The organism is Agrobacterium sp. 22-214-1, assembly GCF_053522465.1.
The window spans coordinates 69,059-96,048 of sequence record NZ_JBNWCK010000006.1; the positions used below are offsets into that span (position 1 = coordinate 69,059).

Annotated in this window: 28 protein-coding genes; 19 read left to right on the forward strand and 9 right to left on the reverse strand. The window is 60.8% G+C overall.

The genetic code is table 11. The features are described from left to right. Positions 1 to 92 precede the first annotated feature (92 nt). From ACQZ5G_RS19800 to ACQZ5G_RS19830, 7 genes are all read right to left on the reverse strand, one after another. Positions 93 to 1,151: an ABC transporter ATP-binding protein gene (locus tag ACQZ5G_RS19800; RefSeq protein WP_448738730.1), complete on the reverse strand. Its 1,059-nt coding sequence runs from the start codon at positions 1,149 to 1,151 to the stop codon at positions 93 to 95. A gap of 71 nt (positions 1,152 to 1,222) precedes the next feature. Then, the gene (locus tag ACQZ5G_RS19805) at positions 1,223 to 2,326 is read right to left on the reverse strand and encodes an ABC transporter substrate-binding protein (RefSeq protein ID WP_448738729.1); all 1,104 of its coding nucleotides are present in this window, start codon (positions 2,324 to 2,326) and stop codon (positions 1,223 to 1,225) included. Positions 2,327 to 2,390: 64 nt separating this feature from the next. Further along, a complete protein-coding gene (locus tag ACQZ5G_RS19810; protein ID WP_448738728.1) occupies positions 2,391 to 3,194 on the reverse strand; it encodes an ABC transporter permease in 804 nt (267 codons plus the stop codon). Then, the gene (locus ACQZ5G_RS19815; RefSeq protein ID WP_448738727.1) at positions 3,194 to 4,132 is read right to left on the reverse strand and encodes an ABC transporter permease; all 939 of its coding nucleotides are present in this window, start codon (positions 4,130 to 4,132) and stop codon (positions 3,194 to 3,196) included. The genes ACQZ5G_RS19810 and ACQZ5G_RS19815 overlap by 1 nt, the downstream gene beginning before the upstream one ends. A gap of 16 nt (positions 4,133 to 4,148) precedes the next feature. Beyond that, the gene (locus ACQZ5G_RS19820) at positions 4,149 to 4,916 is read right to left on the reverse strand and encodes an aspartate/glutamate racemase family protein (RefSeq protein ID WP_448738726.1); all 768 of its coding nucleotides are present in this window, start codon (positions 4,914 to 4,916) and stop codon (positions 4,149 to 4,151) included. A gap of 341 nt (positions 4,917 to 5,257) precedes the next feature. After that, entirely contained in the window at positions 5,258 to 5,875 is a 618-nt protein-coding gene (locus tag ACQZ5G_RS19825) for a nucleotidyltransferase domain-containing protein (protein WP_448738725.1), read from the reverse strand. A 54-nt stretch (positions 5,876 to 5,929) separates the two neighbouring features. After that, entirely contained in the window at positions 5,930 to 7,276 is a 1,347-nt protein-coding gene (locus tag ACQZ5G_RS19830) for an aminotransferase-like domain-containing protein (protein WP_448738724.1), read from the reverse strand. Positions 7,277 to 7,412: 136 nt separating this feature from the next. On the opposite strand from ACQZ5G_RS19830, the gene ACQZ5G_RS19835 reads away from it, so the two are divergent. From ACQZ5G_RS19835 to ACQZ5G_RS19855, 5 genes are all read left to right on the forward strand, one after another. Beyond that, on the forward strand, positions 7,413 to 7,817 hold the full coding sequence (locus ACQZ5G_RS19835) for a VOC family protein (protein ID WP_448738723.1): 405 nt from the start codon (positions 7,413 to 7,415) through the stop codon (positions 7,815 to 7,817). A gap of 35 nt (positions 7,818 to 7,852) precedes the next feature. After that, positions 7,853 to 8,482, forward strand: coding sequence for a LysE family translocator (locus tag ACQZ5G_RS19840; protein WP_448738722.1), 630 nt, complete (start codon positions 7,853 to 7,855; stop codon positions 8,480 to 8,482). A 50-nt stretch (positions 8,483 to 8,532) separates the two neighbouring features. Then, complete coding sequence (locus ACQZ5G_RS19845; protein ID WP_448738721.1) at positions 8,533 to 9,378, forward strand: PhzF family phenazine biosynthesis protein; 846 nt, start codon at positions 8,533 to 8,535, stop codon at positions 9,376 to 9,378. Between the two features lie 28 nt (positions 9,379 to 9,406). Continuing rightward, complete coding sequence (locus ACQZ5G_RS19850) at positions 9,407 to 10,003, forward strand: NUDIX domain-containing protein (protein ID WP_448738720.1); 597 nt, start codon at positions 9,407 to 9,409, stop codon at positions 10,001 to 10,003. A gap of 89 nt (positions 10,004 to 10,092) precedes the next feature. Next, complete coding sequence (locus ACQZ5G_RS19855; protein WP_448738719.1) at positions 10,093 to 10,644, forward strand: DinB family protein; 552 nt, start codon at positions 10,093 to 10,095, stop codon at positions 10,642 to 10,644. 19 nt (positions 10,645 to 10,663) lie between these two features. Here ACQZ5G_RS19855 and ACQZ5G_RS19860 read toward each other — a convergent pair whose 3' ends face one another. Continuing rightward, entirely contained in the window at positions 10,664 to 11,551 is an 888-nt protein-coding gene (locus tag ACQZ5G_RS19860) for a LysR family transcriptional regulator (RefSeq protein ID WP_448738718.1), read from the reverse strand. 126 nt (positions 11,552 to 11,677) lie between these two features. Here ACQZ5G_RS19860 and ACQZ5G_RS19865 point away from each other — a divergent pair, with 126 nt between their 5' ends. Continuing rightward, a complete protein-coding gene (locus tag ACQZ5G_RS19865) occupies positions 11,678 to 12,031 on the forward strand; it encodes an antibiotic biosynthesis monooxygenase (RefSeq protein WP_135398260.1) in 354 nt (117 codons plus the stop codon). A gap of 35 nt (positions 12,032 to 12,066) precedes the next feature. Here the strand turns inward: ACQZ5G_RS19865 and ACQZ5G_RS19870 are convergent, their stop codons facing one another. Then, positions 12,067 to 12,987: a LysR family transcriptional regulator gene (locus ACQZ5G_RS19870; RefSeq protein ID WP_448738717.1), complete on the reverse strand. Its 921-nt coding sequence runs from the start codon at positions 12,985 to 12,987 to the stop codon at positions 12,067 to 12,069. A 150-nt stretch (positions 12,988 to 13,137) separates the two neighbouring features. Between ACQZ5G_RS19870 and ACQZ5G_RS19875 the strand changes: the two genes are divergently transcribed. The 13 genes from ACQZ5G_RS19875 (at position 13,138) to ACQZ5G_RS19935 (ending at position 26,958) form a co-directional block, all read left to right on the forward strand. Continuing rightward, complete coding sequence (locus ACQZ5G_RS19875; protein ID WP_003521973.1) at positions 13,138 to 13,797, forward strand: hydrolase; 660 nt, start codon at positions 13,138 to 13,140, stop codon at positions 13,795 to 13,797. A gap of 238 nt (positions 13,798 to 14,035) precedes the next feature. Then, entirely contained in the window at positions 14,036 to 14,944 is a 909-nt protein-coding gene (locus ACQZ5G_RS19880; protein ID WP_020812348.1) for a LysR family transcriptional regulator, read from the forward strand. 126 nt (positions 14,945 to 15,070) lie between these two features. After that, the gene (locus ACQZ5G_RS19885; protein ID WP_020812347.1) at positions 15,071 to 15,874 is read left to right on the forward strand and encodes a carbon-nitrogen hydrolase family protein; all 804 of its coding nucleotides are present in this window, start codon (positions 15,071 to 15,073) and stop codon (positions 15,872 to 15,874) included. Between the two features lie 15 nt (positions 15,875 to 15,889). After that, on the forward strand, positions 15,890 to 16,555 hold the full coding sequence (locus ACQZ5G_RS19890; protein ID WP_003521976.1) for an RraA family protein: 666 nt from the start codon (positions 15,890 to 15,892) through the stop codon (positions 16,553 to 16,555). Positions 16,556 to 16,617: 62 nt separating this feature from the next. Beyond that, the gene (locus ACQZ5G_RS19895) at positions 16,618 to 17,658 is read left to right on the forward strand and encodes an ABC transporter substrate-binding protein (protein WP_448738716.1); all 1,041 of its coding nucleotides are present in this window, start codon (positions 16,618 to 16,620) and stop codon (positions 17,656 to 17,658) included. A 275-nt stretch (positions 17,659 to 17,933) separates the two neighbouring features. After that, positions 17,934 to 19,007: an ABC transporter ATP-binding protein gene (locus ACQZ5G_RS19900; RefSeq protein WP_448738715.1), complete on the forward strand. Its 1,074-nt coding sequence runs from the start codon at positions 17,934 to 17,936 to the stop codon at positions 19,005 to 19,007. Further along, positions 19,004 to 19,882: an ABC transporter permease gene (locus tag ACQZ5G_RS19905; RefSeq protein ID WP_448738714.1), complete on the forward strand. Its 879-nt coding sequence runs from the start codon at positions 19,004 to 19,006 to the stop codon at positions 19,880 to 19,882. The genes ACQZ5G_RS19900 and ACQZ5G_RS19905 overlap by 4 nt, the downstream gene beginning before the upstream one ends. Before the next feature lie 13 nt (positions 19,883 to 19,895). Beyond that, positions 19,896 to 20,690, forward strand: coding sequence for an ABC transporter permease (locus ACQZ5G_RS19910; protein ID WP_003521980.1), 795 nt, complete (start codon positions 19,896 to 19,898; stop codon positions 20,688 to 20,690). A gap of 143 nt (positions 20,691 to 20,833) precedes the next feature. After that, positions 20,834 to 22,231, forward strand: a complete 1,398-nt coding sequence (locus ACQZ5G_RS19915) for an FAD-dependent oxidoreductase (protein ID WP_448738713.1) — start codon at positions 20,834 to 20,836, stop codon at positions 22,229 to 22,231. Continuing rightward, positions 22,228 to 23,448, forward strand: a complete 1,221-nt coding sequence (locus ACQZ5G_RS19920; RefSeq protein WP_448738712.1) for an NAD(P)/FAD-dependent oxidoreductase — start codon at positions 22,228 to 22,230, stop codon at positions 23,446 to 23,448. Before ACQZ5G_RS19915 ends, ACQZ5G_RS19920 begins: the two co-directional genes overlap by 4 nt. Then, complete coding sequence (locus ACQZ5G_RS19925) at positions 23,448 to 24,893, forward strand: FGGY family carbohydrate kinase (protein WP_448738711.1); 1,446 nt, start codon at positions 23,448 to 23,450, stop codon at positions 24,891 to 24,893. The genes ACQZ5G_RS19920 and ACQZ5G_RS19925 overlap by 1 nt, the downstream gene beginning before the upstream one ends. Positions 24,894 to 25,035: 142 nt before the next feature. After that, positions 25,036 to 25,851 (forward strand): DUF2189 domain-containing protein, encoded by an 816-nt coding sequence (locus ACQZ5G_RS19930; protein ID WP_448738710.1) that lies wholly within the window; start codon positions 25,036 to 25,038, stop codon positions 25,849 to 25,851. A gap of 291 nt (positions 25,852 to 26,142) precedes the next feature. Continuing rightward, entirely contained in the window at positions 26,143 to 26,958 is an 816-nt protein-coding gene (locus ACQZ5G_RS19935; protein ID WP_448738709.1) for a cytochrome c oxidase subunit II, read from the forward strand. The last annotated feature ends 32 nt before the right edge of the window (positions 26,959 to 26,990 follow it).

Consider the following 26,990-nt stretch of genomic DNA (forward strand, 5'->3'; position numbering starts at 1 on the left):
TTCTCCTGTCGATTGACAAGGGAAGGGCGCCTGCGCGGCTGGTCACCGCACATTGCATCCTTTCCCGATTTTCTGGTTCCGGTGGCCGGGTCTCAGGCCACCAAGACTTCGGATCGTTCCGGGTCCCACGTCACGCCGATCGCCTGTCCGGGCGACAGCCTGGCGAGATGGGACTGGTTCTGCCGTTCGGCGACGATATCCTGTCCGCCGACCGAAAGATGGTAGCGGACAAGCGCACCCTGATAGGTTTCCGAAACGACGGTTGCCGGAACGCCGGTGCCGGCCTCGCCGATGATGATGTTTTCCGGCCTGACGACGAGCTTGACGGCTTTGCCATCGGCGAAGTCTTCGGCGGGAACACGTGTCAGCGCCACGGTGTCGCCGAAGCTGACCACCAGACTTTCGCCTTGGCGGCCCCTCACTGTGGCGTCGATGACATTCGACTGGCCGATGAAGGTGGTGACGAAAAGCGTCTTCGGCCTTTCGTAGATTTCCTGCGGCGTGCCCACCTGCTCGACTTTGGCCTTCTGCATCACGCCGATGCGGTCGGACATGGTGAGCGCCTCATCCTGATCGTGGGTCACATAAACGGTGGTGATGCCGAGCTTCTTTTGCAGATCCTTGATCCAGTATTTCATTTCCTCCCGCAGCGATTTGTCGAGCGCCGAAAGCGGTTCGTCGAGAAGCAGGATGCGCGGTTCGGTAACCAGCACGCGGGCAAGGGCCACACGCTGCTGCTCGCCACCGGAAAGCTGGCGCTGATAGCGGTTTTCATATCCCATCAGCCCGACCTGGCGTAACGCGAAGGCGACGGAGCTGTCGATTTCCTCCCTGGATTTCTTTCGCAGCTTCAGGCCGAAGGCGATGTTTTCCGCCACGCTCATATGCGGAAAAATCGCATAATTCTGGAAGACGATGCCGATGTCGCGCTTTTCGGGCGGCAGATAGGTGACGTCATCCGATCCGATCAGGATCTGCCCCGACGATGGGCGGATGAAGCCGGCGATCATGCGCAATGTCGTGGACTTGCCGCAGCCGGAAGGTCCCAGCAGCGAGAAGAATTCGCCCTGCTCTATGTGCAGATCGATGCCCGCGACCGCGACATTGTCGCCATAGGATTTGACGAGGCTTTTCAGTTGAATATCCGACATCGGCTTCCGTTGTCCTTTCTCTCTGGGGCGTGGCCGGCGGGACCGGCCACGACGTTCTGCGGGTGCGAGGGTCATCCCGCGAAGATTTCGTTCACGGTCTCGACGATATCGTCTTCGTTTTCGAGATAGGCCTTCCAGTCCGGCAGCCAGAAATCCTTGGTGGCGTCGGCGCTGTTGACGATACCGGCCTTGACGAGATTATCCGGCAGGACGGCATTGGAGACGGTGGGGCGCAGGTAGAATTCCTTGCCCATATTGGTCATGAAGGACGGCTCCAGCGCGCGGTTGAGAAGCGCATAGGCCAGCTTCTTCTGGGTCGGCTCGGAATAGCGGCTGACCGTGTAGGTCTGGGTGAGGATCGGCTGAAGTTCCTTCCAGTACATCACGGCGAAGGGAGCGCCCTTGTCGCGGGCCTGCATCGGTTCGGCGTCGCTCTGCACGGCGATTACTACCTCGCCGCGATCCATCAGCGTCTGCATGTTGCCGGTGAAATCCGAAATCTTGGCAGGCATCAATTCCTTCATCGCCTTGTAACCCGCGTCGAGATCGTACTGATCCTTGCCGAATAGCGAGCAGGCGACGAGGAAGAAGTCCATCTGCAGGGTGTTGGAGGTGATGTAGGTGCCGCGCTTGCCGGCGAATTCCGGCTTCCACATGTCCTTGAAGCTGGTGGGTGGCGGGGTAACGAGATCGGTGCGGTAGGCATGCACATACTGGTTGAAGGCCCAGGTGACGCCGACGCCGTTCGAGGTGGCGAAGGGCCAGAGATTTTTGCCGTTCGGCACATTGGGAAGGATTTCGTCGATCGTGTGGAAGAAATCGCCCGCTGCCGCCGTCTTGAACATTTCCGGCAGGTTCCAGTTGGTGATGTCGAGCGGCGGTTTCTTCGGCCCGTTGGCGACGAATTTCGGAAACCACGGCCAGGTGGAATCATATTCGATCTTGCAGTTGAAATCTTTCGCGAAGTCGGTCAGCAGATATTTGTGCACCAGTTCGCCCCAGGGGCCGCCCCATTCGCCTACCCGCAACACCGCCCCGCCGGCATCGAAAACGGAACCGTCGTAGGTCACGTCCTGCGAGAAGGCATGGTTGATGTTGAAGAGCGGCAAGGTTGCCGCTGCAGCACCCATCTTGAGGAGCCTGCGGCGGCCGGGATCGAATGTCATTCCTGTCATGTCCATGTTCCCCTTGTTTTTGAATCTATGGATACGGGTATTTCATTGAATGTCCGGCGGAGCCCTAGCCGCCGAAAATGCGCTTCAGATTGATGAGCCTGGAGGTCGCCACCATCGAGACGACAACGAGAAGGATGGCGAAGATGCCTGCCGCAGCCGCGGTGGGTTCGAAGGCGTAGCGTAGCGCCACATACATCGCCATCGGCAACGTCTGCAGGTTTGGCGTCGAGAGAAAGAGCGTCACCTCGAACTGGCCGAAGGAAATGATGAAAGCGAAGATGGTGCCCGCCGAAATGGCCGGTGAAATAATCTTCAGCGTCACGAGGCGGAAAGCGGTGAAGGGAGAGGCTCCGAGCGAGCGCGCCGCCTCTTCCAGGCTGCGGTCGAAGCCGACGAGGGCGGCGGTGACCGTGGCGATGACGAAGGGGCAGGTGACGATGACGTGGCCGATGATAAGCCCGGTCATGCTCCGTGCGAGCCCGATGCCGGTGGTGACGTAGAATACATAAAGCGCAAGACCAAGCACCACCCCCGGCAGGACGATGGGCATCATGAAGAAGGCGCGCAGCGGTGCGACGAGACGGCTCGACGACCGTGTCAGGAAAAGCGCCGCCATGGTGCCGAGCATCGTCGCAATCGCTGTGGAGATGCCGGCGACGAGGAAGGAAACGCCATAGGCCGACAGAAAGGTCGGTGAGGTCAGGAAGGCATAGACCCAACGCAGGGAAAAACCCTGCGGCGGAAAGGTCAGGTAATCGCCGGCATTCAGCCCGGACAGGATGACGATGATGACCGGCACCAGCAGGACGGTCAGTGTCAGGACCGACAGAAGCCTGAAAACAAGCGGAATGGATGATTCCTCACGCATCAGCTGCGCCCTCCCGTGGTGCGCATGGCAGCGCGGTGATAGACGGCGATCGCCATCAGGCTGGTGACGAAGAGGACCACGGCGATTGCCGCGCCGAATTGCCAGCGCCCGGTTTCCGCCACCTGCTGGTAGATGTGGATCGGCATGACCATGACCTTCCAGCCGCCCATCAGCGCCGGCACGACATAGGATGAAATGGCGAGTGCAAAGACCAGCAGCGTGCCCGCCAGAATTCCCGGCATGGAAAGCGGCAGCACGATGGAGAAGAAGGCCTTCGTGCGGGAGGCGCCAAGCGATCTGGCCGCCTCTTCCAGCGCCGGATGGATGGATTTAATGATGCCGATCAGGGAGAGGATCATAAAAGGCAGCGTGATCTGCACCAGCCCGACCACGACACCGAAAATATTGTACATCAGCGGCAGCGGCTGCGAAATGACACCCATGCGGATGAGCGCGCCGTTGATGAGACCGTTATCGCCCAGAAGTACCATCAGCCCATAGAGCCGGATGACCATGTCGAGCTGCATGGACGATAATACGAGGATCATCAGCAGGGTGTTACGGCCGGGATTGACCGTTTTGGCGATGACATAGGCAAGCGGATATCCGAGCACCAGGCAGACGAGCGCCACCACGGCGGCAATGCCGACGGAACGCAGGATGGCCTCGTAATAGATGGCGCGGGTGAAGATGCGAACGAAATTGTCGAAGGTGATCGCGCTCGACAATGTGATGACGCCGGCCACCGATTTGTTGAAGGCGAGGGCGAAAAGCGAGGCGGTGGGCACGACGAAAAAGGCGATGAAAAAAATCAGCGCGGGCAGCAGGAGCAGCCAGAAGCCGAAACCGTCGCTCGAGCGCTTTCGCGCCGGCGAAACCTGAGCGAGGGGCAGGCCGTCCATCTGCTTGTCGGTTGTCGTCATTGCGGATACCGCCATGTTGCGTGATCTCCCGTCATTCGGCCGCTTGCGGCAACATGGCTCTGTGCAGTGCGTCGTAGCCGATCAGTTCCTTTTCCGGCGGTGCCGGATAGGTCGTCTTGCTCTGGGAAAGACCGGCGCGGACGAGGCCGGCGGCAATGGAAACGGCTGTCGGGATGGGATCGACGACGGGAACGTCGATGCCCTCGGCAAGCAGCCCTTCACGCAGGCCGGCGGCGCATCCCATCAGGCCGGTGCAGCCGAAGATCAAGGCTTCCGCGCCATCTTCCTCCACCGCCTTTCTGCCTTCCTCGACGAGGCGGCGGGCGGTGGCGGCAAGGTCCGTTTCGAGCTCCAGCACGGGAATATCGACACTGCGCACCGAGGCCAGTTTGCTGGAAAGGCCACTAAGGGCGGCGGTATTTTCAAAAGACGGGATCAGGCGGCGCATGACGGTAATGACGGAGAATTTGTGTCCCAGCATGGAAGCAACATGCATGCCGGTTTGGCATGGCCCGAGAACGACCATGCCGGAAATCTCCCGGGCCGGGCGCAGGCCGGGATCGCCCATGCAGTCGATGATGACGGCATCGACGCCTTCACGTTCGGCGCGGGCTATTTCAAGCAGGGTGCCCGGAACGGACATCGCCGCCTCGAACTCGCTTTCAATCGAGCCCGGCCCGGTGGCTATTTCGGCGTGGGAAAGGCTGATGCCGGGATATTCCAGCGCCTTGAGATCCGCCAGCTTGCGAAAGCCGCGCGTTACGATGGGGGATACGACACGAACATGAATGTCACGCATTCTCGATATCTCCTTCAGCACCGCAACGACTTGCGTACGCGGGCAAAACCAGGCCTGAAGTTGCGTATCCGACGCTTGCCGAGCCTCCGGTGACTGCGCCGCTTGTTCCGATGCCTTACGGTGCATCGGCTTGCCTCCGGACGAAAGAGCTTAGGCGAATAGGGGCTTCACTCTTTTGGGTGGGTAGTATGGCTGGTTTGAAAGCGCAGTACCTATCCGTTTAGATAGGTACTGCTGCATAAAACAGATGCGCCTGCGATGTTTGACTAAACATTGGGCGATCAAAGTCGTAAAATGAGGCGCTTTTGGCGTTTCGCGAACGGTTTAACCGCAAGCGGGCCTTACGGGAGGCGCAGCGCCCGTACCCAGCCGTGACCCGGGTGCAGGCGCTCGAGGCAGTCTCGCAGCCAAAGGCGTTCCGAAAGAGGTAATTTGGGCTGGGCTCTTGCGAAATCGTCCTCGTCCTTGGGGCGCCTGTGCTTTGCCTTGAACAGAAGCACGGCGGAGGCATTGAGATAAGGGATGCCGTCTGCGGTCAGCGACACCATTTCGATCCGCGGCCGCGTTATTTCCGGATTTCTCTTGTAAACCCAGGTGTCATTCGTCCCCGGCTCGATCATCATATCGGCGCGCCAGCACCCGGCAGGGCGATCGAAGCACCATATTTGAAAAATCTCGGGAGCCGGGTGCTGGTCCGCCGGCAGCGGTTCGATAATGCCATCGTTGACGGTATAGAACTCCATGTCACCCAGTTTCCGGCAAAAGATACTCAGATCTTCGCGCAGGACCGTGAATTCGAGATCGTCATGCTCACGCGTCTTGCTCCCCTGCCACAGATCGAGCGCCCAGCCGCCGACAACGCACCATGGCCGCGATACGCCGTCCAGTCGCTGGGACAGTTCGGCAGGGCTCCAGGGGGTCCACGCATTCTGGTCCGGCACAAGCGGGTGATCACTCATAATATACGGTCGCTTCCATGCAATTTTCGTATTGCCGTTTATTTGCCGATGGCCTCAAGGCCAACGCTTCAGCAGCCCCGCCAGAAGCGTCAGCGCCTCCGTGAGATCGTCGAATGACGGGCCGCCGAGGCAGAGCCGAATACCGCTCGCCTGATCGTCGGGGTTCACCAGCATGGATTCGGGAAGGGTCAACTTGATACGCATCGCCGCAGCTGCGAATGCGAAACGATTGGCGGCGTCGCGTTCCATCGGCAGCCAGACGTTGTATGCATCGGGATGCGAGCCAAGCTGGTTCGTGCCGAGCAGTGAAACAGCCAGGCTGGAGCGCCGTCGGGCCTCGTGGCGTAAATCCCGCTGGATTGACGAGATGATGCCGGAGGTTAGCCAATCTTCAACCACCGCGCAGGAGAGTGCGGATGGGGCCATCGGCATGTCCTGCAGAAGGTCTTCGGCGGTGTCGTGCAGCCCTGCCGGCAATGCAAGCACGCCGATCTGCAGGCCGGGACCAAGCGACTTGGAGAGCCCGTTCACATGAAACGAGATTTCAGGAGCCAATGAGGCGAGCGGCGGCAAGGCCTCGGCCGATGCCGCATAAACGCCGTCCTCGATGATCCATACGCCCGCCCGGCGGCAAATATCCGCAATGATCTGCCGCCGCGCTGCGCCCATGGTGACGGTTGTCGGATTATGCAGCGTCGGCGTCAGATAGACTGCGGTGCCGTCACGTGACGTCGTGCCGGCGAGCGCTGCGGCAAGCGCTTCCGGCACCATGCCTTCGGCATCGATTTCAACACCCTGCATCCGGTATCCTTTACGCCGGGCCAGTGCGATCGCGCCGGGATAGGTGATCCGTTCGGTCAGGAGCAGGCCCTTCGGGCCGCAGGCGAGATCGAAGGCCAGCGCCAGCGCCTGGCGGGCGCCGCTTGTCAGCACCAGATGTGACGGATCGACGGTCAGGCCCAGCGTTTCGAGCCAGTGGGCGAGAAGGCGGCGGTGTTCCAGATGTCCGGCGGGCGGGGCGTAAAGATTGATGTGATCCGCATCGATCCTGCGGGCGATCCCCGTTAGCGTCCTGGCCAGAATGCGGGCATTAAGCGTGGCCGGCGGCGCATTGGAGGAGAGGTCGAACTGCCGATCCTTGTGCGCCTCCTGAAGCGCCACGAATGTTCCCCGTCCCTTGACGCTGCGTGTCAGCCCGCGCCGTTCGAGAACTGAATAGGCTTTTGTCACCGTGCCAAGCCCCACCCCCAGTTTCCATGCAAGATCGCGATGGGCGGGCAGACGGTCGCCGCCCGTCAACCGCCCCTCGATGATGTCATCGGCAAGAGCAAGCACCAGCCGTTCTGCGGCATTCGCCTCAATATCTGCAAGACGGGGAGTCCAGGGGGATTGAAGCAGCACGGCCTTACCTTCGATAAAAGTGTCACGTTACACTATTTCAATAAACACCAAGTGTAACATAGGCTATGACGACGCTGATTGAAATCCACACTTTACGGCGGGCGATCGGCCATGATGCTGGCGCCTGGAGGATCGAATGTTCAGCCATGTAACCGTCGGAACGCGTGATCTTGAGCGGGCGGAACGCTTCTACGATGCCGTGCTTGTCCCGCTCGGCCTGACGCGGCGGGTCGTTACCCCGGATGGCGGGCCTGCGGCGCTTTGCTGGGTGGCAGCACACTCCCCGTTGCCCCGCTTTTATGTCTATCGTCCTTTCAACGGCGAGCCGGCCACGGTCGGCAACGGCGGCATGGTCGCCTTTCTGGCGCCGTCGAAAGAGGCGGTGGAGACGGCCTATGCCGGCGGCCTTTCGCATGGCGGCACGGATGAAGGAGTTCCGGGGCCACGCCCGCATTACGGAGACGGCTATTTCGGCGCCTATCTGCGTGACCCTGACGGCAACAAGGTCCACATCGCTCATCGCGGAGACCTCCAGCAATAGTGCTGGGGAAGTGTCCTGCTTCTGGAGAAATCGGAATGATCGTTAGCCAGATCGCCCTCGTCTACGGCACCTATATCGTCGCCACCGCCAGCCCGGGGCCAAGCAACATGGCGATCATGGGCACGGCGATGCGTGATGGCCGGCTGCCCGCCCTCGCTTTGGCGGCCGGTGTCATCACCGGCTCGCTCTTCTGGGCGATCCTTGCGGCGACGGGCATGTCCGCCGTGCTGGCCGCCTATGCCCAGGCGCTTTTCATCATCAAGATATTTGGCGGCGTCTACCTGCTGTATCTGGCCTTTCGAGCGGGCAGGTCGGCCCTGAAGCCGGTCTCCGATCTTGTGGGGACGAAAACCGGGCGTGCGACGCCGCCCTATCGGGCGCTCTACCGGCAGGGTCTCCTCATGCATATCGGAAATCCGAAGGCGATCATGGCCTGGATAGCGATCATGTCGCTGGGGTTTCGCGAGGACGCGCCGGCGGGCATGTTGCCGGCGATCATTGGCGGCTGCGCCCTTCTCGGCGTCATCGTATTCGGCAGCTATGCGCTTCTCTTTTCCACCGCCTCGATGATTGCGCTCTACACCAGATTGCGGCGCTGGATCGAATCCGTGCTTTCTGCGGTATTTGCCGTTGCGGGGTTGAAATTGCTTCTCTCGCAGAGCTGACAGCCTCGCCGTCCGTGTTGCCGATCAATCCCAACTGAAAGAGCCATGTCATGAGTTTTGCTATCCACATGATCGACGTGTTCGGCTCCGGGCCGCTTTCCGGCAATCCGCTGGCGGTCGTCATCGGCGCCGATGCTTTGTCGACGGATGAAATGCAGGGATTGACGCGGTGGTTCAACCTTTCCGAAACCACCTTCCTGCTGCGGCCCACCCATCCGCAGGCTGATTACCGGGTCAGGATATTCTCGCTGGACAGGGAGTTGCCCTTTGCCGGGCATCCCACACTTGGCAGCTGCCATGCCTGGCTTTCGGCCAACGGCATGGCAAAAAATCAAACCGCCATTGTTCAGGAGTGCGGTGCGGGACTGGTCACGATCCGGCGCTCGCATGGGCGACTTTGTTTTGCCGCTCCGCCGCTTATCCGTTCCGGCGCACCGACGCCGGCCGAACTGGAAGAGGCGCGGCAGCTGTTGAGGATCGAGGCTTGCGATATCATCGATGCCGCCTGGATCGATAATGGTCCCGGCTGGCTGGGAATCAGGCTGGCATCGGCCGAAAAGGTGCTTGGCCTCGACCCGTCCCGCAATTGGCCCGGCCGTATCGATATCGGTGTGGTTGGCCCTCATGCGCAAGGCGGCGAGACCGCCTTTGAGGTTCGCGCCTTCTTCAGCGATCATCTGGGCGTCATCGTCGAAGACCCCGTCACCGGAAGCCTCAACGCCTCGGTGGCGCAATGGCTGTTCGCGACGGGCGTGGTTGACGAAGACTATGTCGCGGCGCAGGGAACGCGCCTTGGCCGCCACGGCCGCATCTACCTGACCCGCGATGATGCCGGCCAGATATGGGTTGGCGGCGAAACGCGCACGCATGTCGAAGGCCGGTTGCAAGGCCTTTGAAAAGACAGACGAAAACGAGGTGAATTTGATGAGTAGCAGTGTTTACCGCCCCATTTCCGAACGCGTATTGGCGGATGATTGGGGACGGCTGACCAAGTATGAGTATGAACTTCAGCTGAGGGACGGAAGCTGGCAACGGCAGACCCGGGAAGCATATGATCGCGGCAACGGGGCGACATGCCTGTTGTACAATCCGGCAAGCGACAATGTCCTGCTGACCCGCCAGTTCCGGTTGCCCGTGCTTTTGAATGGCGGTCTGGAATCGCTGATCGAGACACCGGCGGGGCTGCTGGAAGGCGCTGACCCGGCGACGCGAATGCGTGCGGAACTGATCGAGGAAACCGGTTATGAGGTTTCCGAACTTACGCATCTGTTCGATATCTACATGAGCCCCGGATCGGTCACGGAATATCTCGCCTTTTTCTACGGCGAATATGCCGAGAAACATAAGGTCGGGGCAGGTGGCGGTTCAGCGGAAGAGGGCGAAGACATCGATGTGCTGGAAATCGCCTTGCCCGAGGCGATGCGGATGATCGGCCGCGGCGATATTCGCGATGCCAAGACGATCATTCTGATCCAGCATCTCGCCATCCGGCTCTTGCAGGAAAAGATCACGGCACGCTGATCCTCATCCAATGCCTCCGGTCCGGGGCGTCAGCGCCGGATCAATCCGATCATCGTTTTTGAAATTCAGAAATACGAAGGAGTTTCAGCATGGATATTGCGCCGCTCAGCCCCATTCACGCATCCACCGCCTCGGCAACGGACACCCTGAAAATGCTGGTACGCTACAAGGCCTGGGCGAACGGGTTGACGTTCAGAAGCGTGATGGAGCTGCCGGCAGGTGAAGCCCTTCGGCAGAGGCCGACGCGGTTCGGAAACATGGTGCATACGCTGAACCATGTTTATGTGGTGGACGATATTTTCAGGCATCATCTACAAGGAAAGAAACACGGTTACACCGCCCGCAACACCGACCATACGCCCGCAATTGGCGAATTATGGGAAGCGGTTCAGGAAATGGACCGCTGGTATGTCGATATGGTCGACACCTGGGCGGACGTAGATCTCGCGAAAGCCGTTCATTTCGAATTTGTCGGAGGAGGGGAAGGCGTCATGACCCGCGAGCAGATCGTGCTGCATATCGTCAATCATGGCACCTATCACCGCGGCTTTGTCGGCGACCTGATGTATCAGGTGCCTTTTACGCCGCCGTCAAACGATCTTCCCGTCTTTATTAGGGATCGTTATCGCGGCGCTTACTGAGCGCTTGCCGTCGGTGCGATCACCGGGCGAAAAGATTGGCGGCCATATAGTCTACAAATGCTCTGACTTTTGGAGAGAGATATCGATTGGTCGGCCAGAGGACGCGGAAAGTCCCTGTGTCGGCCATGTAGTCGTCGAGCAGCGATACCAGTTTCCCCTGAGCGATTTCGGATGTTACTGCGAACGAGGGCAGACATGTTATCCCGAATGATCGTTCCGCAAGGTAGATCAGGGGTTCCAGCGTGCTCGCAACGGTGGCGACCGGAAGATCGATCCTGATTTCGTGTCCTTCGCGAACCAGCGGCCACGGCTCAAGCTTTCCGGAATTGGCGAAGCGATGATGGAGACAGCGGTGCCGGACAAGGTCTTCCGGAATCTCCGGGCGTCCATGCGCCTTGAGGTAGTCAGGCGCCGCCACGACGCTGTGCCTGAAAGTGCCGAGCTTGCGGCTCATCAGCCGTGTGTCCCTGATCTCGCCCGTTCGGATGACGGCGTCGAATCCCTCTTCGATGACATCAACCAGACGATCGGTAAAATCGAGGTCGAGGCTGATTTCGGGATACGCCTCCATGAAGGCGGATATCGTCGGCATCAGAAGCATGCCCGCAAGCGGAAGGCTCACTCGAAGTTGCCCGCGCGGAACGGCCTGCGATCTCGACAGTTGCGCCTGCACGGTCTCATATTCGGACTGGATGCGCCGGCATGTATCGAGGAAGAAACTTCCGTCCTCCGTCAGGGCCATGCTGCGCGTCGAGCGATTGAACAGTCTTACGCCCAGCTCCTCCTCCAGACGCGCAATGGCTTTTCCGACGGCTGATCCGGAGATGCCGAGGCGATGCCCGGCGGCCACGAAGCTTCCCGCTTCCGCCACCTGAATGAATATGCCGAGTGTTCCGAGTTTGTCCATGACGCCGCAATTAAGGAATTTTTATCCGGTATGTTAAGAATAGCAGCTCGTTTATCCGCTATTTTGCTTCCGATATCCAGATGTCGCCGCGGCCGAAATGGCTCGAGCTTCAAATGGAGATAACTCATGGAAACGAAACCTATCGCAGCTTTTGCGGGCTCTCCCGCTCCCACGACCTTCGTTGTCAACGTCATTCATGCGCATCCGGGAAAGCAGGACGAAGCCTTCGCCATTATTCAGGATGTCGTTCACTATGTTGCCGAACGAAAAGAAGGGTTTCTCTGGAGCAGCCTTGCGAAAAGCACCGACGGAGAGACGGTTGTCAATGTCGAGGCCATTCAGGGAACCGGCAATGTCGACGAGTTCTTTTCCGATCCGCAATTCGTCGAAAAATTCCGGAAACTGGACACCGTCTCCAGGAGCGAGTTTCACACATACACCGTCGGCGATCTGGTTCTCCCGAAGCCCATTGCTGAGTGACGGATAGAGCGCGCTCGGTTTTGAAAACGTGCCGGTCAGGTGGCGGCCGGGGGGCTTCCCCCGGCATTGGAACGGAAGGCCGTCGCCGGGCCATGGTCGAAGCACTCGATCAGCATTTCGGTCAGCACCCGGATTTTTCTTGCCGGATGCTGGCCGGGCGGTCTGACGACAAATATTCCCGCCGGCGGCGGCGGATAGCGTTTCATGACGCGGACCAGCTCGCCCGAGTCCAGATGATCCTTGATGAGATCGTCGGGCAACACGGCGATCCCCAGACCGGCGACTGCGGCGACGGCGAGGGCGGCCCCGTTGTCGGCCTTGAAACGTCCCTGTGGACGAATGCTTGTCACCCTGTCTCCATCCATCACCTGCCAGGTTTCCGTTCCCTGCATGAGAGCCTGATGGGTGACGAGTTCTTCCGGTGTCTCCGGAGAGCCATGGGCCCTGATATAGTCCGGGCTGGCGACGAAACTTCCGTAGAGGGGGCCGACACGTCTGGCGACAAGGTTGGAATCCTGAAGGTGGCCGACCCGGATCGCACAATCATACCCTTCTGCGATCAGATCCACGAAACGATCCGTGTAACAGGTCTGGATCTGGAGTTGGGGATAGCGGCGCGCCATTTGCGCAATCACCCGTGCGAAATGCGTCGGGCCGAAAGAAAGCGGCGCAGCAATCCGCAGACGCCCGCAGAGCTCGCCAGCCGGAAGAATTGTCTCCCTCGCCACATCGATTTCGGCTGAAATCCTCGCCGCATAGTCCCGGAAGGTTGCTCCCGCCTCCGTCAGGGAAGCGCCGCGTGTGGATCGGGCCAGAAGCTGGACGCCAAGCTCGGCTTCAAGCCGCAAGAGCCGCCGGCTGACCATCGACTTGGAGATGCCGAGCCGCAGCGCGGCCGAAGTGACGCCTCCCGCATCTGCAACTTCGACGAATGTCCGGAGATCTTCGATATCCACTCAGCGTTCCTCATTCTGCGACACAGCTCAGCGCTGACAAGGACTACCGCATCATAAACAGGAATGACAAGTTTCGTCCCGCGGCAGTGCCCGAAGGGGCGCATGTCTTTGCGCAAGCGCTTCAATAAACCGCCAACATAGGATGAACCCATGACCTTTCGTAACGGCCTCGATTCACTTCTCCGCCCTGAAGATTCCGTCCTCGTTCTGATCGATCATCAGCCCTATCAGCTCGCGAACCTGAACAGCCACGATCCGCAGGCTGTGGTCAACCTCACGACCGCACTGGCGAAGCTGGCAAAAGCCTTCAATGTTCCGACCGTTCTTACCAGCGTGATTGCGGCGCGCGGCGGACTGCTCTTCAAGCAGATCACCGACGTGTTTCCCGGCCAGGAAGTCATCGATCGCACCTGGGTGAACACCTGGCAGGACGAGAATGTGGTGAACGTCGTCAAGGCGACCGGCCGCAAGCAACTGATCATCGCCGGCCTGTGGACCGAGGTTTGCGTCGCAATGCCCGTCATCCAGGCGGCCGGCGAAGGCTGGGACGTGACCGTGATCACCGATGCGTCGGGCGGGATTTCGAAGGAATCTCACGAAGTTGCCATCCAGCGCATGATCGCGGCCGGTGCGAACCCGATGACCGTGATGGCGCTGGCCGGCGAATGGCAGCGCGATTGGGCGCGCACCGAGCATGTCGAGGAGCTGACCGAAATCCTCATCCAGCACTTCGGCGGCAGCGGCATCGCCTATCTCTGGGAACAGCAGCTTCTCAACACGCCGGTGCCGGCCACAAAGGGCGGTCACTAGAGCCGGGCAGGGATGGCGGGCGTCTGTTAGCTCCCGCCATCCCGTCGCCTCAAGGCTATTCTCTCGCCCTGCAAACGAGGCCGGCGCGATCCCCATGAGAAAGGGAGGCGCCGGCTTTGATCGCTTGCCTATGGGCGCGCGCATCGGACATACTGCCCCTTGAACCACAAAGGCCAAGGGCAAGACGAAGCCAGAGACTTGGAACTGGATCGCGGAGCCATGCGAGAAGATTGAGCCCATGAATACGCGATTCCTCGAAACTTTTCTCTGGGCTGCCCGATTGAGCAGCTTTTCGGCAGCCGCGGAACGTTTGCACACAACGCAAGCATCGGTGTCCAACCGGATCGCCGCTTTGGAGCGGGAGCTCGGTGTCGTGCTGTTCACGCGCGATGTGCGCTGCGTCAACCTGACGCCCGCCGGTCGTCTGGCGCTGCAACATGCCGAAAAGATCGTCAACCTCACCGGCGAGTTCCGGCAGATCGTCAGTAACCGCGAGGCGCTGAGGGGTACGGTGCGGATCGGTGCCGCCGATACGATCGTCTATGCCTGGCTGCCGCTTCTCATCCGCCGCGTGAACGAGCAATATCCCGGTGTCAGTCTGGACCTGACCATCGATACCAGCCTGAAACTCTCGCAGCGCATTCAGAACGGCGAGGTGGATGTCGGTTTCATCATGGGGCCGATCATGGCTGCGGATATTTATAATTCACCGCTCTGTACATTCGAATCCTGTTGGGTCGGCGCGGTGGAATTGCCGCTGCCGGAAACCGGTGTCACGCTTGAAGATATCGCGCATTTTCCGCTTCTTACCTTCTCGACCGGCTCACAACCGCATCAGGCGTTGCGCGCGCTTCTCGATTCCCATGGCCTGTCCGACAGCCGCATCTACAATTCCAATTCGCTGTCGATCATGACGCGCCTTGTGGCCACGGCGGTCGGGGTGGGCGCCTTGCCGCGCGTTTTGGTGGACGGCATCATCAAATCGGGCGAAGCGCGTATTCTCGACATCACCCCGCCGGTGCCGCCTCTTACCTTCCACACGGTTTATCAGGAACGCGGCGACAACGCGCTTGCCCGTGCCATTGCGGACATGGCGACGGAAATCGTCAGTGAAACCACCACGCAATGGATGACGGCCGCAGCTTAAATTTTATGCTGCATCGCAAAATGATTAATCTATAAGCTTACCTTATGGGTTTCGATAGAGTTTTTCCGTTTGTCAGGAAAACAGTTCCCGTTCTTAATTCTCCTCGCAACATGAGAGGAGAGCAACGTGAAAGTCTCACTTGTTCAAATGAATACCCAGAACGACAAGGCAGAAAACCTCAAGGTTGCTGCCGATTTAATTGAGAAGGCAGTCAAGTCGGATAGTCCTGATCTTGTTGTTCTTCCAGAATACTTCGCATTTCTTGGAGATAATCCTCAGGAAATGCATGAGAGCGGGGAAGAATTCCCCGGCGGCGAGATTTACTCGCTGCTTTCGGATCTGGCCAGAAAGCACGCGATCACGCTGCATGCCGGTTCCATCGTCGAGAAGGAAGGCAACCGCTTTTACAATTCGACGCTCGTTTTCGGACCGGACGGCAAACAGATCGCCCGTTACCGTAAAATTCACCTGTTCGACGTCGATACGCCGAACGGCATCAGCTACCGTGAATCCGATTCCGTTGCCCGTGGCGAAGAGGTCGTGACCTACAAGGTTGGCGACAGGACGGTCGGCTGCGGCATCTGCTACGATATCCGCTTCCCGGAACTGTTCCGCGCCCTGCGGGACAAGGGTGCAGATGTCATCGTTCTACCGGCCGCTTTCACGCTGATGACCGGCAAGGACCATTGGGAAGTGCTGGCCCGCGCCCGCGCTGTCGAAACCCAGACCTATTTCCTCGCTGTCGGCCAGATCGGCACCCATGCGGGCGGCAAGAAGGCCTGCTGGGGTCATTCCATGGTCATCGATCCGTGGGGTCACATCGTCGCGCAATGCTCCGACACCGTCGGGACTGCCGGCGCCGCTCTCGACTTCGACTATTCGGCCAAGGTGCGCGCCAACGTGCCGGTGGCGAACCACCACGTTCTCTGATCGGAGAAAGACCCAATGTTTATCGTCAACCCCATGCCGGAACAGATCGGCGCCGACATCATCGAGCTTCTTGAAAAGGTCGAAGTCGCAACGATCGGCCATGTGCTTCATTCCGGTTTCGTCGATCCTGAAATCCGGGCCGTTCTTCCGGGCAAGCGCGTGGCGGGCACCGCCGTCACGCTGCGCATCCCGAATGCGGATTCGACCATGCTCCACTACCTGACGCAACTCGTGCGTCCGGGCGATATCGTTCTCATCGACCGTTGCGGTGATACCCGTCACGCCTGCTGGGGCGGCGTCATCACCAACACCATGAAGATGGCGGGCGTGAAAGCCGGTGTCGTCGATGGCCCGGCGACCGATTTCTCGGAGTTCACCAAGGTCGACATGCCCATGTGGTGCCGCGGCCCGTCGCCGATCACCACCAAGATCCTTGGTCTGGAAGGCGCGATCAACGTTCCGATCAGCGTTGGCGGCCAGATGATCAATCCGGGCGATGCGATCCTGTGCGATGAAAGCGGTGTTGTCGCCCTTCATCCGAGCCAGGCCCGTGCCATGGCGGAACGCGCCATCGGCATGCAGGAAGCCGAGATCGTGCTTCTGGAACGCCTGCGCAACGGCGAGAAGCTGCCGGATATTTCCGGCGCCAACAAATTCGTCCAGGCCAAGCTGAGCGCCTGACACAATCTTTCGGGTGGCGGACCCGTTCGCCACTCCCAATAACAATAGAGGAGAACAGGACAATGAAGAAATCGATACTTCTGAGTGGGATTCTCATGCTTGGCGCGGCGGCCCTGCCGGCACACGCCCAGCAGACCGTGACGTTCCTCGGCTATAGCGGCCTTTTCCAGGAGCGTTACACCAAGGCCGTCATCGAGCCTTTCATGGCCGCCAACCCGGATATCAAGGTAGACTATTTCCCGCAGCAGGGTTCTGCCGCCATGCTCGGCTCGCTGCGTGCGCAGAAAGCTGCTCCGCAATCCGATATCGCGCTGATGGACGTCTCCGTCGCCAAGACCGGCACGGATGAAGGCCTGTTCGACAAGGTCGATGAAAGCGTTACCAAGAACGTTGCCGACCTCTATCCGAACGCCCGCTTCGAAGGCGTCGCCGGTGTCGGCGTGACCTTCGACAACCTCGTTCTCATCTACAATACCGATGCAATCAAGACCGCACCGGACAGCTGGAACGCCCTGAAAGACAGCGCCTTCAAAGGTAAGATCGCCATGCTGAGCGCCCCTGACATCGTCGGTATCGGTACGACCATCATCATGGACCACATGAATGGCGGCACCGACTTCATCAAGAATATCGACGCCGGCATCAATGCCATGGCGGAAGTCGCGCCGAACGTCCAGACCTGGGAACCGAAGCCGGAAGTCTATCCGACTGTCGTCAACGGTCAGGTGTCGCTGGGCGTGGGCTGGAATGCCCGCAGCCAGGTCAATGCCGACGGTTCCAAGGGCAAGATGAACGTCGTTCTTCCGAAGGAAGGCACGATCCTGCAGATCAATACGCTCAACCTCGTCAAGGGCGGCCCATCGTCCGAGGCGGCCCGCAAGTTCATCGATTACGCGCTGAGCCCGGAAGCCCAGGCCGCCTTCACCGCCGCCATGTATTACGCGCCGACCAACGCCAAGGCCACGGTGGCTCCGGATGTCATCGATCGCACGGTCGTCAAGGCGATGGACAAGGTCATCCCGGTTGATTGGATCGGCCTCTCGAAGGTTCGTGACCAGATCACGCAGGACTGGCGCCGCAAGGTCATCCCGCTCAGCCGCTAAGGCTTTCACGCCCGGTGTGAAAAATGGCAAGACTTCCGCATCCCCTTCGGGCGGATGCGGAAACGGCATGGGCCCCGGCTCATTTCCTCTGTCGGTGTTGGGATCGATGGAGGGGTGGGTGGCCCGAAGGCCTGCATGGGGAAAGCGCCGCGCAGAGCGCAGGTGAATTTCCGCCGCGATTGCATAGATCAAGGGACAGGGCATGTCCGCGACCCCGCCGGGATGGGACATGTTCTGGAGAAAGGCAAAAAGCCAGAATGGGAACTTCAGACATCATGCAGCCAGGATTTCTCTCGATTCGTTCATTGACCAAGCGCTACGAAACCATGGTCGCCGTGGATAATCTCAATCTCGAGATTCCCAAGGGCGAACTGGTTGCCTTCCTCGGTCCATCCGGCTGCGGCAAGTCGACGTCGCTGCGCATGATTGCCGGCCTTGCACCCGTGACGTCAGGTTCGATCCTGATCGACGGCAAGGATGTGACGCAGCTTGCGCCCTATAAGCGCGATATCGGCCTCGTTTTTCAGAGCTATGCGCTTTTCCCGCATATGACGGTTCTCAAGAACGTCATGTTCGGTCTTGAAATGCGCAAAGTGCCGACTGCCGAAGCGGAACGGCGTGCGCGCGAAGCGATTGCCATGGTGCGTCTGGAAGGGCGCGAGGATCGCCGGCCCGCCCAGCTTTCCGGCGGCCAGCAGCAGCGTGTCGCACTGGCGCGTGCACTCGTCATCCAGCCCTCCATTCTCCTGTTCGACGAGCCTCTTTCCAATCTCGACGCCAAGCTGCGCGACGAGATGCGCTCTGAAATCCGCCGCATCCAGAAACAGCTCGGCATCACGTCCATCTTCGTCACCCATGATCAGGTCGAGGCGCTCAGCATGTGCGACAAGGTCGCGGTCCTCAATGGCGGGCGTCTGGAACAGCTCGGCACGCCGCATGATCTTTACGAGCGCCCGGCAACGGCTTTCGTCGCCTCTTTCGTCGGCCGCACCAACAGGCTGGTCGGAAACGCCGTCGGCGATCACATCACGGTCGGGGATGCGGTATTGCGTGCGCCCGGCTCGCACAGTGGCACGATCGATCTTATGGTACGGCCGCACCGCATGGCCATGACGGTTGCCGGTGACGCCGCACCAGATTTCGACGGAGCGCCGGTCAATCGCATCGCCGGTGAGGTTCGCGATGTCTATTATGCAGGCGATATCCTTCACTACGAGATCGCCGCGGGCGGACAGACATTGTCGGTGGAGCGCGCGACTTCCGGCGGGGAAACACCCGTGGCGGCGGGCAGCGCGGTCAGCCTAGTCTGGCGGGTGGAGGACACGCTGGTCTTCGGAGCAGGCCAATGACAGCGGCGGTCATGATCACGGCTCCCGGCAGCCGCACATCCTCCATGGTGTTTCTCGCAACGCTTCTTCTCGGGCCGATCATTGCGGTCAATGGGCTGGCCTTCGTCATGCCCGTCTTCAACCTGCTCCTGCTTTCTTTCCGTGAAAGCCTTGGCGGCGGTGGTCTCGGGCAAGCCCACACGCTCGACAACTGGTCGTCCACCCTGACCGACGGTTTTTATATCGAACTGATCGGCCAGAGCATCCTGACCAGTCTTCTAATCACGGTTCTCACACTCATCGCCTCTTATCCCATCGCGCTTTATCTTCACCGGGCGCAGGGTCGCTGGAAGACGCTGCTGCTGGTGCTTGTCATTTCGCCGTTGCTCACCTCGGCCGTGGTGCGCACCTATGGCTGGATCGCGATCCTTGCCGATGACGGCCTCATCAACAACATCCTCTTAGCGCTCGGTGCCGAAAGCGGCGTGCGGCTGCTGTTCAACAAGGTCGGCGTCGTCATCGGTCTTACGGAAATCCTGATGCCCTATATGATCCTGGCGCTGCTGGCGGGTTTCGGCAGCCTCGATCCGCGTGTCGAAGAGGCGGCGGAAACGCTCGGCGCATCGCCCTGGAAAGTATTCTGGCGGATCATCGTGCCGCTTACCATGCCCGGCGTCGCCCTCGGTTGCCTGCTTTCCTTCGTTCTGGCCGTCAGTTCGTTCATAACCCCCAAGCTGCTTGGCGGCGGGCGTGTCTTCCTTCTGGCGACGGAAATCTACGATCAGGCCATCGTGACGCTCAACTGGCCGCTCGCCGCGACGCTGTCGATGATCATCCTCGTGATTTTCGGCGCTGCCCTGGTGCTCTATTCCCGGCTTCTGCGGGCCATTCTTTAAAAGGAGATCGAAGATGGAAGAACGTCCCGCTCCGCTGGCGCTGAAAATCGTCGCCTTCATCATGTTCCTTTTTCTGCTGGCGCCCGTGGTTCTCGTCGTGCCGATCTCGTTTTCGGCCGATAGCTACATGACCTTTCCGCCCTCCGGCTGGAGCCTGCGCTGGTATGTCGATCTCATGCACAATTCCAAGATGATGGGAGCGCTGGGCACCAGCACCCTTCTCGCCATCATCGTCACCGCGCTCTCCATGCTGATAGCGCTGCCCGCCTCCTATGCCATCGTTCGCATGCGGGTGATCGGTGCGGATGCGCTTCTCGCCTTCTTCACCGCGCCGCTGCTTCTGCCGACCATCGTTCTCGGCCTCGCGATCCTGATCGTCTTTGCCGGTGCCGGCCTGCTCGGCACCTTCACCGGTCTGGTGATTGCGCATCTCATCATCGTGCTGCCCTATGCGCTGCGTGTTCTCACCACCTCGCTTGCCGGCCTGCCGCTGATCTTCGAGGAGGCAGCCTCCACGCTCGGGGCATCGCCGCTCACGATTTTCCGACGCGTGACCATGCCGATGATCGCGCCGGGTGTCGTGGCGACGGCGGCACTTTCCTTTCTGGTGTCGTTCGATGAAGCGGTGATTTCGCTGTTCCTCACCGGCCCGCGCATCACCACGCTTCCCGTCGCCATGTATCAGCATGTGGAAACGCAGGCCGATCCGCTGGTTGCGGCCATTTCCGTTCTTTTGATCGTGCTCACCCTTGCCGTCGTCCTCATCGTCGACCGCACGGCGGGCCTGACCAAGACTTTCGTGAAATAAAGTCGCGGGGCCGCCCGCTGGCGCTGGCTGCCCCTACTGGCACAGGCGCAATTTCACTCCCGTTTATGAACGCCGCTGCTGCATCGGCGCGATCCGTCGCGCCCGTTGATTTCGCTTTGAAAGACGAAGGCAAAGGTAAGCCCATGGCTGAAACCCCCTCCACGGAATTTGATGTCGCCGTCATTGGCGCCGGTGTGGTCGGTTGCGCGGTCGCCCGCCGTTTCGCGCTGGCCGGTGCGAAGGTGGTGGTCATCGAAAAAGGCCCCGATATCCTCTCCGGCGCCTCCAAGGCCAATAGCGCCATCCTCCATACCGGCTTCGATGCGCCGGAAGGCAGTCTGGAACTGGAACTGGTGAAGGCAGGCCGGGAGGAATATCTCTCCATTCATGGGCAGATGGGCCTCAGCCTCGTCCAAACAGGCGCGCTGGTCTGCGCCTGGAACCCGGACGAAGCGGAAAAACTGCAGGCGATAGCCGATCAGGGGCTGCGCAACGGCATTGCCGGGCTTGAGCTTCTCACAGCGGGGCAGGCCCGTGAAACCATGCCGGGCCTGTCCGACCGCCTTGTCGCCGCGCTCGACGTCCCGGGCGAACATATCATCGATCCTTGGTCCGCGCCGCTCGGCTATCTCACGCAGGCGGTGGCGCTCGGCGCGCAGCTGGTGCGCAACGCGGAAGTCCTGTCCGGTGCGTTCGACGGCGCGTGGCGGATCGAGACGACGGCGGGCGTTATCCTTGCCGCGAGTGTCGTCAATGCCGCCGGGCTGTTCGGCGATATCGTCGATGCGCGTCTGGGGCTTTCGCCCGACTTCGCCATCAAGCCCCGCAAGGGGCAGTTCGTGGTGCTGGACAAGGCTGCCCGCCGGCATGTGCCGCGCATCGTCCTGCCCGTTCCCACCGAAATCACCAAGGGCATCGTGGTGTGCCCCACCGCCTTCGGTAATGTTCTCGTCGGCCCGACAGCGGAAGAGCAGGAAGACCGCGAGTGCGCGACGGTCGAGACGGCGATGCTGGAAGCACTGCTGGAACGCGGCGCGGAGATCGTTCCGGTGCTTGCTTCCGTTTCCGTGACCGCCGTTTATGCCGGTCTGCGGCCGGCGTCTGAAAAGAAGCATTACCGCATTTCCGCCCGGCCGGACCGGCGGGCGATCACGCTCGGCGGTATTCGCTCCACGGGCCTCAGCGCCGCACTCGGTCTGGCGCAACATGCGCTGAGGCTTCACGAAGGTTTCGGCACGCATTTTGTCTCACCGCCCTCCGCTCCCGACGTGACGATGCCCAACCTGACAGAAACCTGCGAGCGGGACTGGCAGCGTGCCGATCACGGCGAAATCGTCTGTCATTGCGAACTCGTCACCCGCCGCGAGATCGAGGCGACCTTTTTAAGCCCGGTGCCGCCGGGCGATTTCGGTGGGCTGCGGCGGCGCACCCGCGCCGGCATGGGTCGCTGTCAGGGCTTTTATTGCAACGCCCGGCTGGCCGCGATGACGGGCGACCGCCTGGCAGCTCCGCTTGCCGTTCGCGAGGGAGACGACCGATGAGTGCGGATGTGATCGTGGTCGGCGGCGGCCCGGCGGGTGTGGCGGCGGCGCTGGAGCTGAAAGCGCGCGGTATCGCCCGCGTGATGATCCTCGAGCGTGAGCCGGCCCTTGGCGGCGCGACCCGGCATTGCCTGCATTCGCCCTTCGGCATGCGTGAATTCGGACGCGTCTATTTCGGCCCGGCCTATGCGCAACGCCTGCAGCGGCAGGCGCAGAATGCGGGTGTCGATATCCGCACCGGTCATTCCGTGGTGGAACTCGGGCAGGATGGCGCGCTGCTGGTGACGTCGGCGCGCGGCGTCGAGACGCTAAAGGCCCGGCGTATCGTGCTTGCGACCGGCGCGCGGGAAAAACCACGCTCCGCGCGGCTATTACCCGGCGACCGGCCGGTGGGTGTGGTCACCACCGGCACGCTGCAATCCTATGTCGCCTTTCACGGCATCATGCCCTTTCGTCGGCCGCTTATCATCGGTTCGGAACTGGTTTCCTTTTCCGCGCTTCTGAGCTGCCTGATGCATCGCGGCCGGCCGGTGGCGATGATCGAGCCGGAGCCTCACCCGTTGGCGCGGTCGCCTTTTCAATGGTTTCCGCGACTGGCCGGGGTGCCCTTTCATTGTGGTGCGGTACTCACGGATATTCGCGGGCGCGGGCGGGTCGAAGAAGCCGATATCCGTCTGGCGGATGGTCGCATCCTGACAGTTCAATGCGACGGTGTTCTGCTCACCGGGCGGTTCACGCCGGAGGCAGCGCTTCTCAATGCATCCCCGGCGGATGTTGCGGTAGGCAGCGCCGGGCCGCTGATCGATCAGGACGGACGGATGACCGATCCGATATTCTTCGCCGGCGGGAATGTCTTGCGGGCCGTGGAAACGGGCGGCTGGGCGTTTCGCGAAGGCCGTCGGGTTGGCGCGGCGGTGGCTGACGATCTCGCCCGGGAACCGTGCGGCGCACCGGGGGTGCCCGTCACCTTCGCCGATCCGCTCAAGCTGACGGTTCCCGCCATGTTGCGGCCGGGTGGGCTCGACAGACCAGCATTTCGCGACTTTCAGCTTCGTTTCACCAGACACGTTCAAGGCCGGCTTTCGCTGCATCTCGATGGAACTGACGTGTGGAGCAAGACCGGCCGTTGGCACCCTGAACGCCGTGTGCTGGTGCCCATTCCCGGCGCGGCGTTTGAAGCGGGGCAGATTGCCTTTCATTTTCGGGAGACCAATTGATGCGCATCGCGGCGATCGATCAGGGAACGACATCGACCCGGTGCCTTGTGGTGAGCGATGGCGGCACGGCGGAGGTCGTGGCCAGCCGGCGTCACGCACAATTTTATCCGGCCGCCGGCCATGTGGAACATGATCCGGATGAACTGCTGGGCAACATCCGCGCAGTGCTGGCTGCCGCCGGGCCGGTGGATGCCATCGCCATCGCCAATCAGGGCGAGAGTTGCCTGGCGTGGGACGCCGTGAGCGGGGAGGCGCTGTCGCCGGTCATCGTCTGGCAGGATGCCCGCACCGCCGAAGCGCTGGCCACCCTGCCGCCTTCGGCAACGGATCGTTCGAAAGATATTTGCGGGCTGCCGCTCGATCCCTATTTTTCGGCCAGCAAACTGGCCTGGCTGGTCAAGCACAATCCGGCGGTGGCGCAGGCATGCGCCGCAGGCCGTTTGCGGCTGGGCACCACCGATGCGTTTTTTCTGGACCGGCTGACGGGCTGTTTCCGCACCGACCTTGCAACAGCGTCGCGCACGGGTCTGCTCGATCTCTCAACCGGAGACTGGAGCCCGGAACTCGGCGCGCTTCACGGCGTGCCGCTGGATTGCCTGCCCAAAATCGGCCCTGTCGATGGCGGCTTCGGCGCGGTCGAGGGAACGCCCATCCGCGTTTCCATCGTCGATCAGCAGGCAGCGCTTTATGGGCATGGCTGCCGCAAGGCCGGCGATTGCAAGATAACCTTCGGAACCGGAGCCTTTCTGCTGGCCGTTGCCGGTAACGGGCGGCCGTTGACGGGAGAGCTTCTGCCGACCATTGGCTGGCAAATGCAGGGGGCGCCTGCGGTTTTCGCTATCGAAGGCGGGATCTACGATGCCGGCGCGGCGCTCGAATGGGCGAAAAAGATCGGCCTCTATGCTGAAAATGCAGAACTCGACGGTTTCGAGGGGCCGTCGGCCATTCGCCGAGGCCTTGTCTTCGTGCCCGCCCTTTCGGGCCTTGCCGCGCCCTATTGGGACAGGCAGGCCGTGCCGTTGTTCATCGGCATGGACCACGCCACCGAGCGGCGTGACATGGTGCGCGCCGTGCTGGAAGGCATTGCCCTGCTGACGGCGCGGTTGGTCGAGGCGGCGTCGGCCGTCGCCCCCATAGGCGATACGATCTCCATCGATGGCGGCTTGTCGAACAGCCGCTATTTCGCCCGCTTTCTGGCCGCCGCCAGCGGCCGAACCATTTGCGTGCCCGCCATGCGCGAGTTGACGGCGCTCGGTCTGGCGGAACTGTGCGGCGTCGATGTCGCGGCCCTGCGAGGCGATGCCGAGATATTCGCGCCCGACGGATCGGTCGATGCCGAAGACCATGCCCGCTTTGCACGCGCCATAGACAGTGCACGGAGCTGGCAACGATCCAAAACCTGCACAAGTGCGGTTATGTCGACCGTGCCGGCAGCGGGTGTCTGATTTCTCCAATTTAAAGAACAGGCGACAAAGGCGACAGAATTTGATAAATTACAAAACAGCCGGTTGCGGTTTGACGCGTCGATAGAAGTCACCGAGCGTTCCTGTACCGCCAGCCGGATCATGGCGCAGGAGGAGAAGTGCTATGACGGCATTCCATGTCATGGCCGGTGCGAGTGGTGAATTTGCCCGCCCGGAAGTCCGCAAGATTGGCATCCCGGATATTGTGGATGCGTTGAAGCTGGGACTTGAGGACTTTAAAGAAAAGCCGTCCCACTATGTTTTTCTCTGTCTTATGTATCCGATCGCCGGTGTTTTTCTGGTGATGTGGAGTTCCGGCGCCAACCTGCTGCCGGTTATTTATCCGCTGATGTCGGGTTTTGCACTGATTGGTCCGATCGCGGCCATCGGACTTTATGAAATCAGTCGGCGACGTGAGCAGGGGTTGGATAGCTCCTGGCGGCATGCACTGGAGGTTCGTCACTCTCCGGCCCTGCCGTCGATCATCGCGGTCGCCGTCATGCTGTTCGTGCTTTTCGTCGTCTGGTTGATTGTTGCGCAGAGCATCTACACTGCGACTTTCGATGCGACCGGTCCGGTTTCGCTCTCCACCTTTCTGTCGGACGTATTGACGACTTCGCAAGGTCTCTCCCTCATCATCTGGGGCAATCTGGCAGGTTTCGTTTTCGCGGTCGTCGTGCTGGCGACAACGGTGGTGGCGTTCCCGCTGCTGCTCGACCGGGATGTCGGCGCAGTCGCGGCGGTGGATGCGAGCATCCGCGCCACGCTTGCCAACCCGGTTCCGGTGGCGCTTTGGGGATTGATCGTTGCGGCGTTGCTCGTCGTCGGTACGATCCCGGTATTTATCGGCCTCGCGGTCGTCATGCCCATCCTCGGCCACGCGACCTGGCACCTTTATCGGAAACTGATCGTGTCCGATTATCCACGCCGTACGCCCTGAATTCATAGAGGAAATCTATCTGTAGATCATCCTCCCTGCCGTCGCGGCCCCGCTGAGGGGAGCCGCAACGGGTGGGATGACCATGGAGAGTGCGGAGATGCCATGTGGTATCGTTTTCTTCCGATCTGTCTGCTTTCCGAGAGTGCCTTTCCGACGGAGGCCGTAGCACAAGAAGGGGACGCTGCCGCAGGGGCTACGATAATTGCTCGCCCGATCAATTTATGAGATAATTCTAATATACTTCGCGATGGGGTTGTAGAAGTATTCGTGGCCGGGTCACGGGAGGAGACGATGGCTGTCGTTGTGATTCTCGTTCTGCTGGTGGTGGGATCGATCTTGTTCCACCTCTTGAGCCCGTGGTGGTGGACGCCGATAGCCTCGAACTGGAGCTATATCGACAATACGATCATCATCACTTTCTGGATCACCGGCTTCGTTTTCTCGGCCGTCGTGCTGTTCGTCGCCTATTGCGTGTTCCGCTTCAGGCACCGCGCCGGAAATCGGGCGGCATACGAGCCCGAAAACAAGCGCCTGGAATGGTGGCTGGCGGGCGGAACCGGGGTTGGGGTGGCTGCAATGCTTCTGCCGGGCCTCTTCGTATGGAACCAGTTCGTGACCGTACCGGACGGTGCGAGCGAAGTGGAAGTGGTCGGTCAGCAATGGCAATGGAGTTTTCGGCTGCCGGGAGCGGACGGACGGCTCGGGCGGGCGGATACGCGCGCTATTGGACCCGGCAATCCGCTCGGCCTGAACAGGAACGATCCCGCGGGAATGGACGATGTCATCGTTGAAGGCGGCGAGTTGCATCTGCCCGCTGGCAGGCCGGTGAAAATGCTGCTGCGCGCGGTCGATGTCGTGCATGATTTCTACGTGCCGGAGTTCCGGGCCAAGATGGACATGATCCCCGGCTCGGTCACCTATTACTGGTTTACGCCGACCCGGACGGGAACCTTCGAGGTTCTCTGCGCGGAACTGTGCGGTGTGGGCCATCCGCAGATGCGTGGCACCGTCGTCGTCGATACCGAGACCGATTATCAAGCCTGGCTGCAGCAGCAGCCGACTTTCTCGAAATTGCTGGCTTCGGCGGAAACGCCGGCGGCCAGATAAGCGCCGTGCATATTGGAAGGGAAGACCGCATC

Coding starts and splice junctions, on each gene's coding strand:
- ACQZ5G_RS19880 (WP_020812348.1), top strand. CDS start 14,036: ATGAATACGCGATTCCTCGAAACTTTTCTCTGGGCTGCCCGATTGAGC.
- ACQZ5G_RS19910 (WP_003521980.1), top strand. CDS start 19,896: ATGGAAGAACGTCCCGCTCCGCTGGCGCTGAAAATCGTCGCCTTCATC.
- ACQZ5G_RS19835 (WP_448738723.1), top strand. CDS start 7,413: ATGTTCAGCCATGTAACCGTCGGAACGCGTGATCTTGAGCGGGCGGAA.
- ACQZ5G_RS19800 (WP_448738730.1), bottom strand. CDS start 1,151: ATGTCGGATATTCAACTGAAAAGCCTCGTCAAATCCTATGGCGACAAT.
- ACQZ5G_RS19855 (WP_448738719.1), top strand. CDS start 10,093: ATGGATATTGCGCCGCTCAGCCCCATTCACGCATCCACCGCCTCGGCA.
- ACQZ5G_RS19865 (WP_135398260.1), top strand. CDS start 11,678: ATGGAAACGAAACCTATCGCAGCTTTTGCGGGCTCTCCCGCTCCCACG.
- ACQZ5G_RS19930 (WP_448738710.1), top strand. CDS start 25,036: ATGACGGCATTCCATGTCATGGCCGGTGCGAGTGGTGAATTTGCCCGC.
- ACQZ5G_RS19915 (WP_448738713.1), top strand. CDS start 20,834: ATGGCTGAAACCCCCTCCACGGAATTTGATGTCGCCGTCATTGGCGCC.
- ACQZ5G_RS19850 (WP_448738720.1), top strand. CDS start 9,407: ATGAGTAGCAGTGTTTACCGCCCCATTTCCGAACGCGTATTGGCGGAT.
- ACQZ5G_RS19895 (WP_448738716.1), top strand. CDS start 16,618: ATGAAGAAATCGATACTTCTGAGTGGGATTCTCATGCTTGGCGCGGCG.
- ACQZ5G_RS19815 (WP_448738727.1), bottom strand. CDS start 4,132: ATGGCGGTATCCGCAATGACGACAACCGACAAGCAGATGGACGGCCTG.
- ACQZ5G_RS19935 (WP_448738709.1), top strand. CDS start 26,143: ATGGCTGTCGTTGTGATTCTCGTTCTGCTGGTGGTGGGATCGATCTTG.
- ACQZ5G_RS19905 (WP_448738714.1), top strand. CDS start 19,004: ATGACAGCGGCGGTCATGATCACGGCTCCCGGCAGCCGCACATCCTCC.
- ACQZ5G_RS19805 (WP_448738729.1), bottom strand. CDS start 2,326: ATGACAGGAATGACATTCGATCCCGGCCGCCGCAGGCTCCTCAAGATG.
- ACQZ5G_RS19820 (WP_448738726.1), bottom strand. CDS start 4,916: ATGCGTGACATTCATGTTCGTGTCGTATCCCCCATCGTAACGCGCGGC.
- ACQZ5G_RS19925 (WP_448738711.1), top strand. CDS start 23,448: ATGCGCATCGCGGCGATCGATCAGGGAACGACATCGACCCGGTGCCTT.
- ACQZ5G_RS19840 (WP_448738722.1), top strand. CDS start 7,853: ATGATCGTTAGCCAGATCGCCCTCGTCTACGGCACCTATATCGTCGCC.
- ACQZ5G_RS19890 (WP_003521976.1), top strand. CDS start 15,890: ATGTTTATCGTCAACCCCATGCCGGAACAGATCGGCGCCGACATCATC.
- ACQZ5G_RS19900 (WP_448738715.1), top strand. CDS start 17,934: ATGCAGCCAGGATTTCTCTCGATTCGTTCATTGACCAAGCGCTACGAA.
- ACQZ5G_RS19810 (WP_448738728.1), bottom strand. CDS start 3,194: ATGCGTGAGGAATCATCCATTCCGCTTGTTTTCAGGCTTCTGTCGGTC.
- ACQZ5G_RS19845 (WP_448738721.1), top strand. CDS start 8,533: ATGAGTTTTGCTATCCACATGATCGACGTGTTCGGCTCCGGGCCGCTT.
- ACQZ5G_RS19920 (WP_448738712.1), top strand. CDS start 22,228: ATGAGTGCGGATGTGATCGTGGTCGGCGGCGGCCCGGCGGGTGTGGCG.
- ACQZ5G_RS19875 (WP_003521973.1), top strand. CDS start 13,138: ATGACCTTTCGTAACGGCCTCGATTCACTTCTCCGCCCTGAAGATTCC.
- ACQZ5G_RS19860 (WP_448738718.1), bottom strand. CDS start 11,551: ATGGACAAACTCGGAACACTCGGCATATTCATTCAGGTGGCGGAAGCG.
- ACQZ5G_RS19825 (WP_448738725.1), bottom strand. CDS start 5,875: ATGAGTGATCACCCGCTTGTGCCGGACCAGAATGCGTGGACCCCCTGG.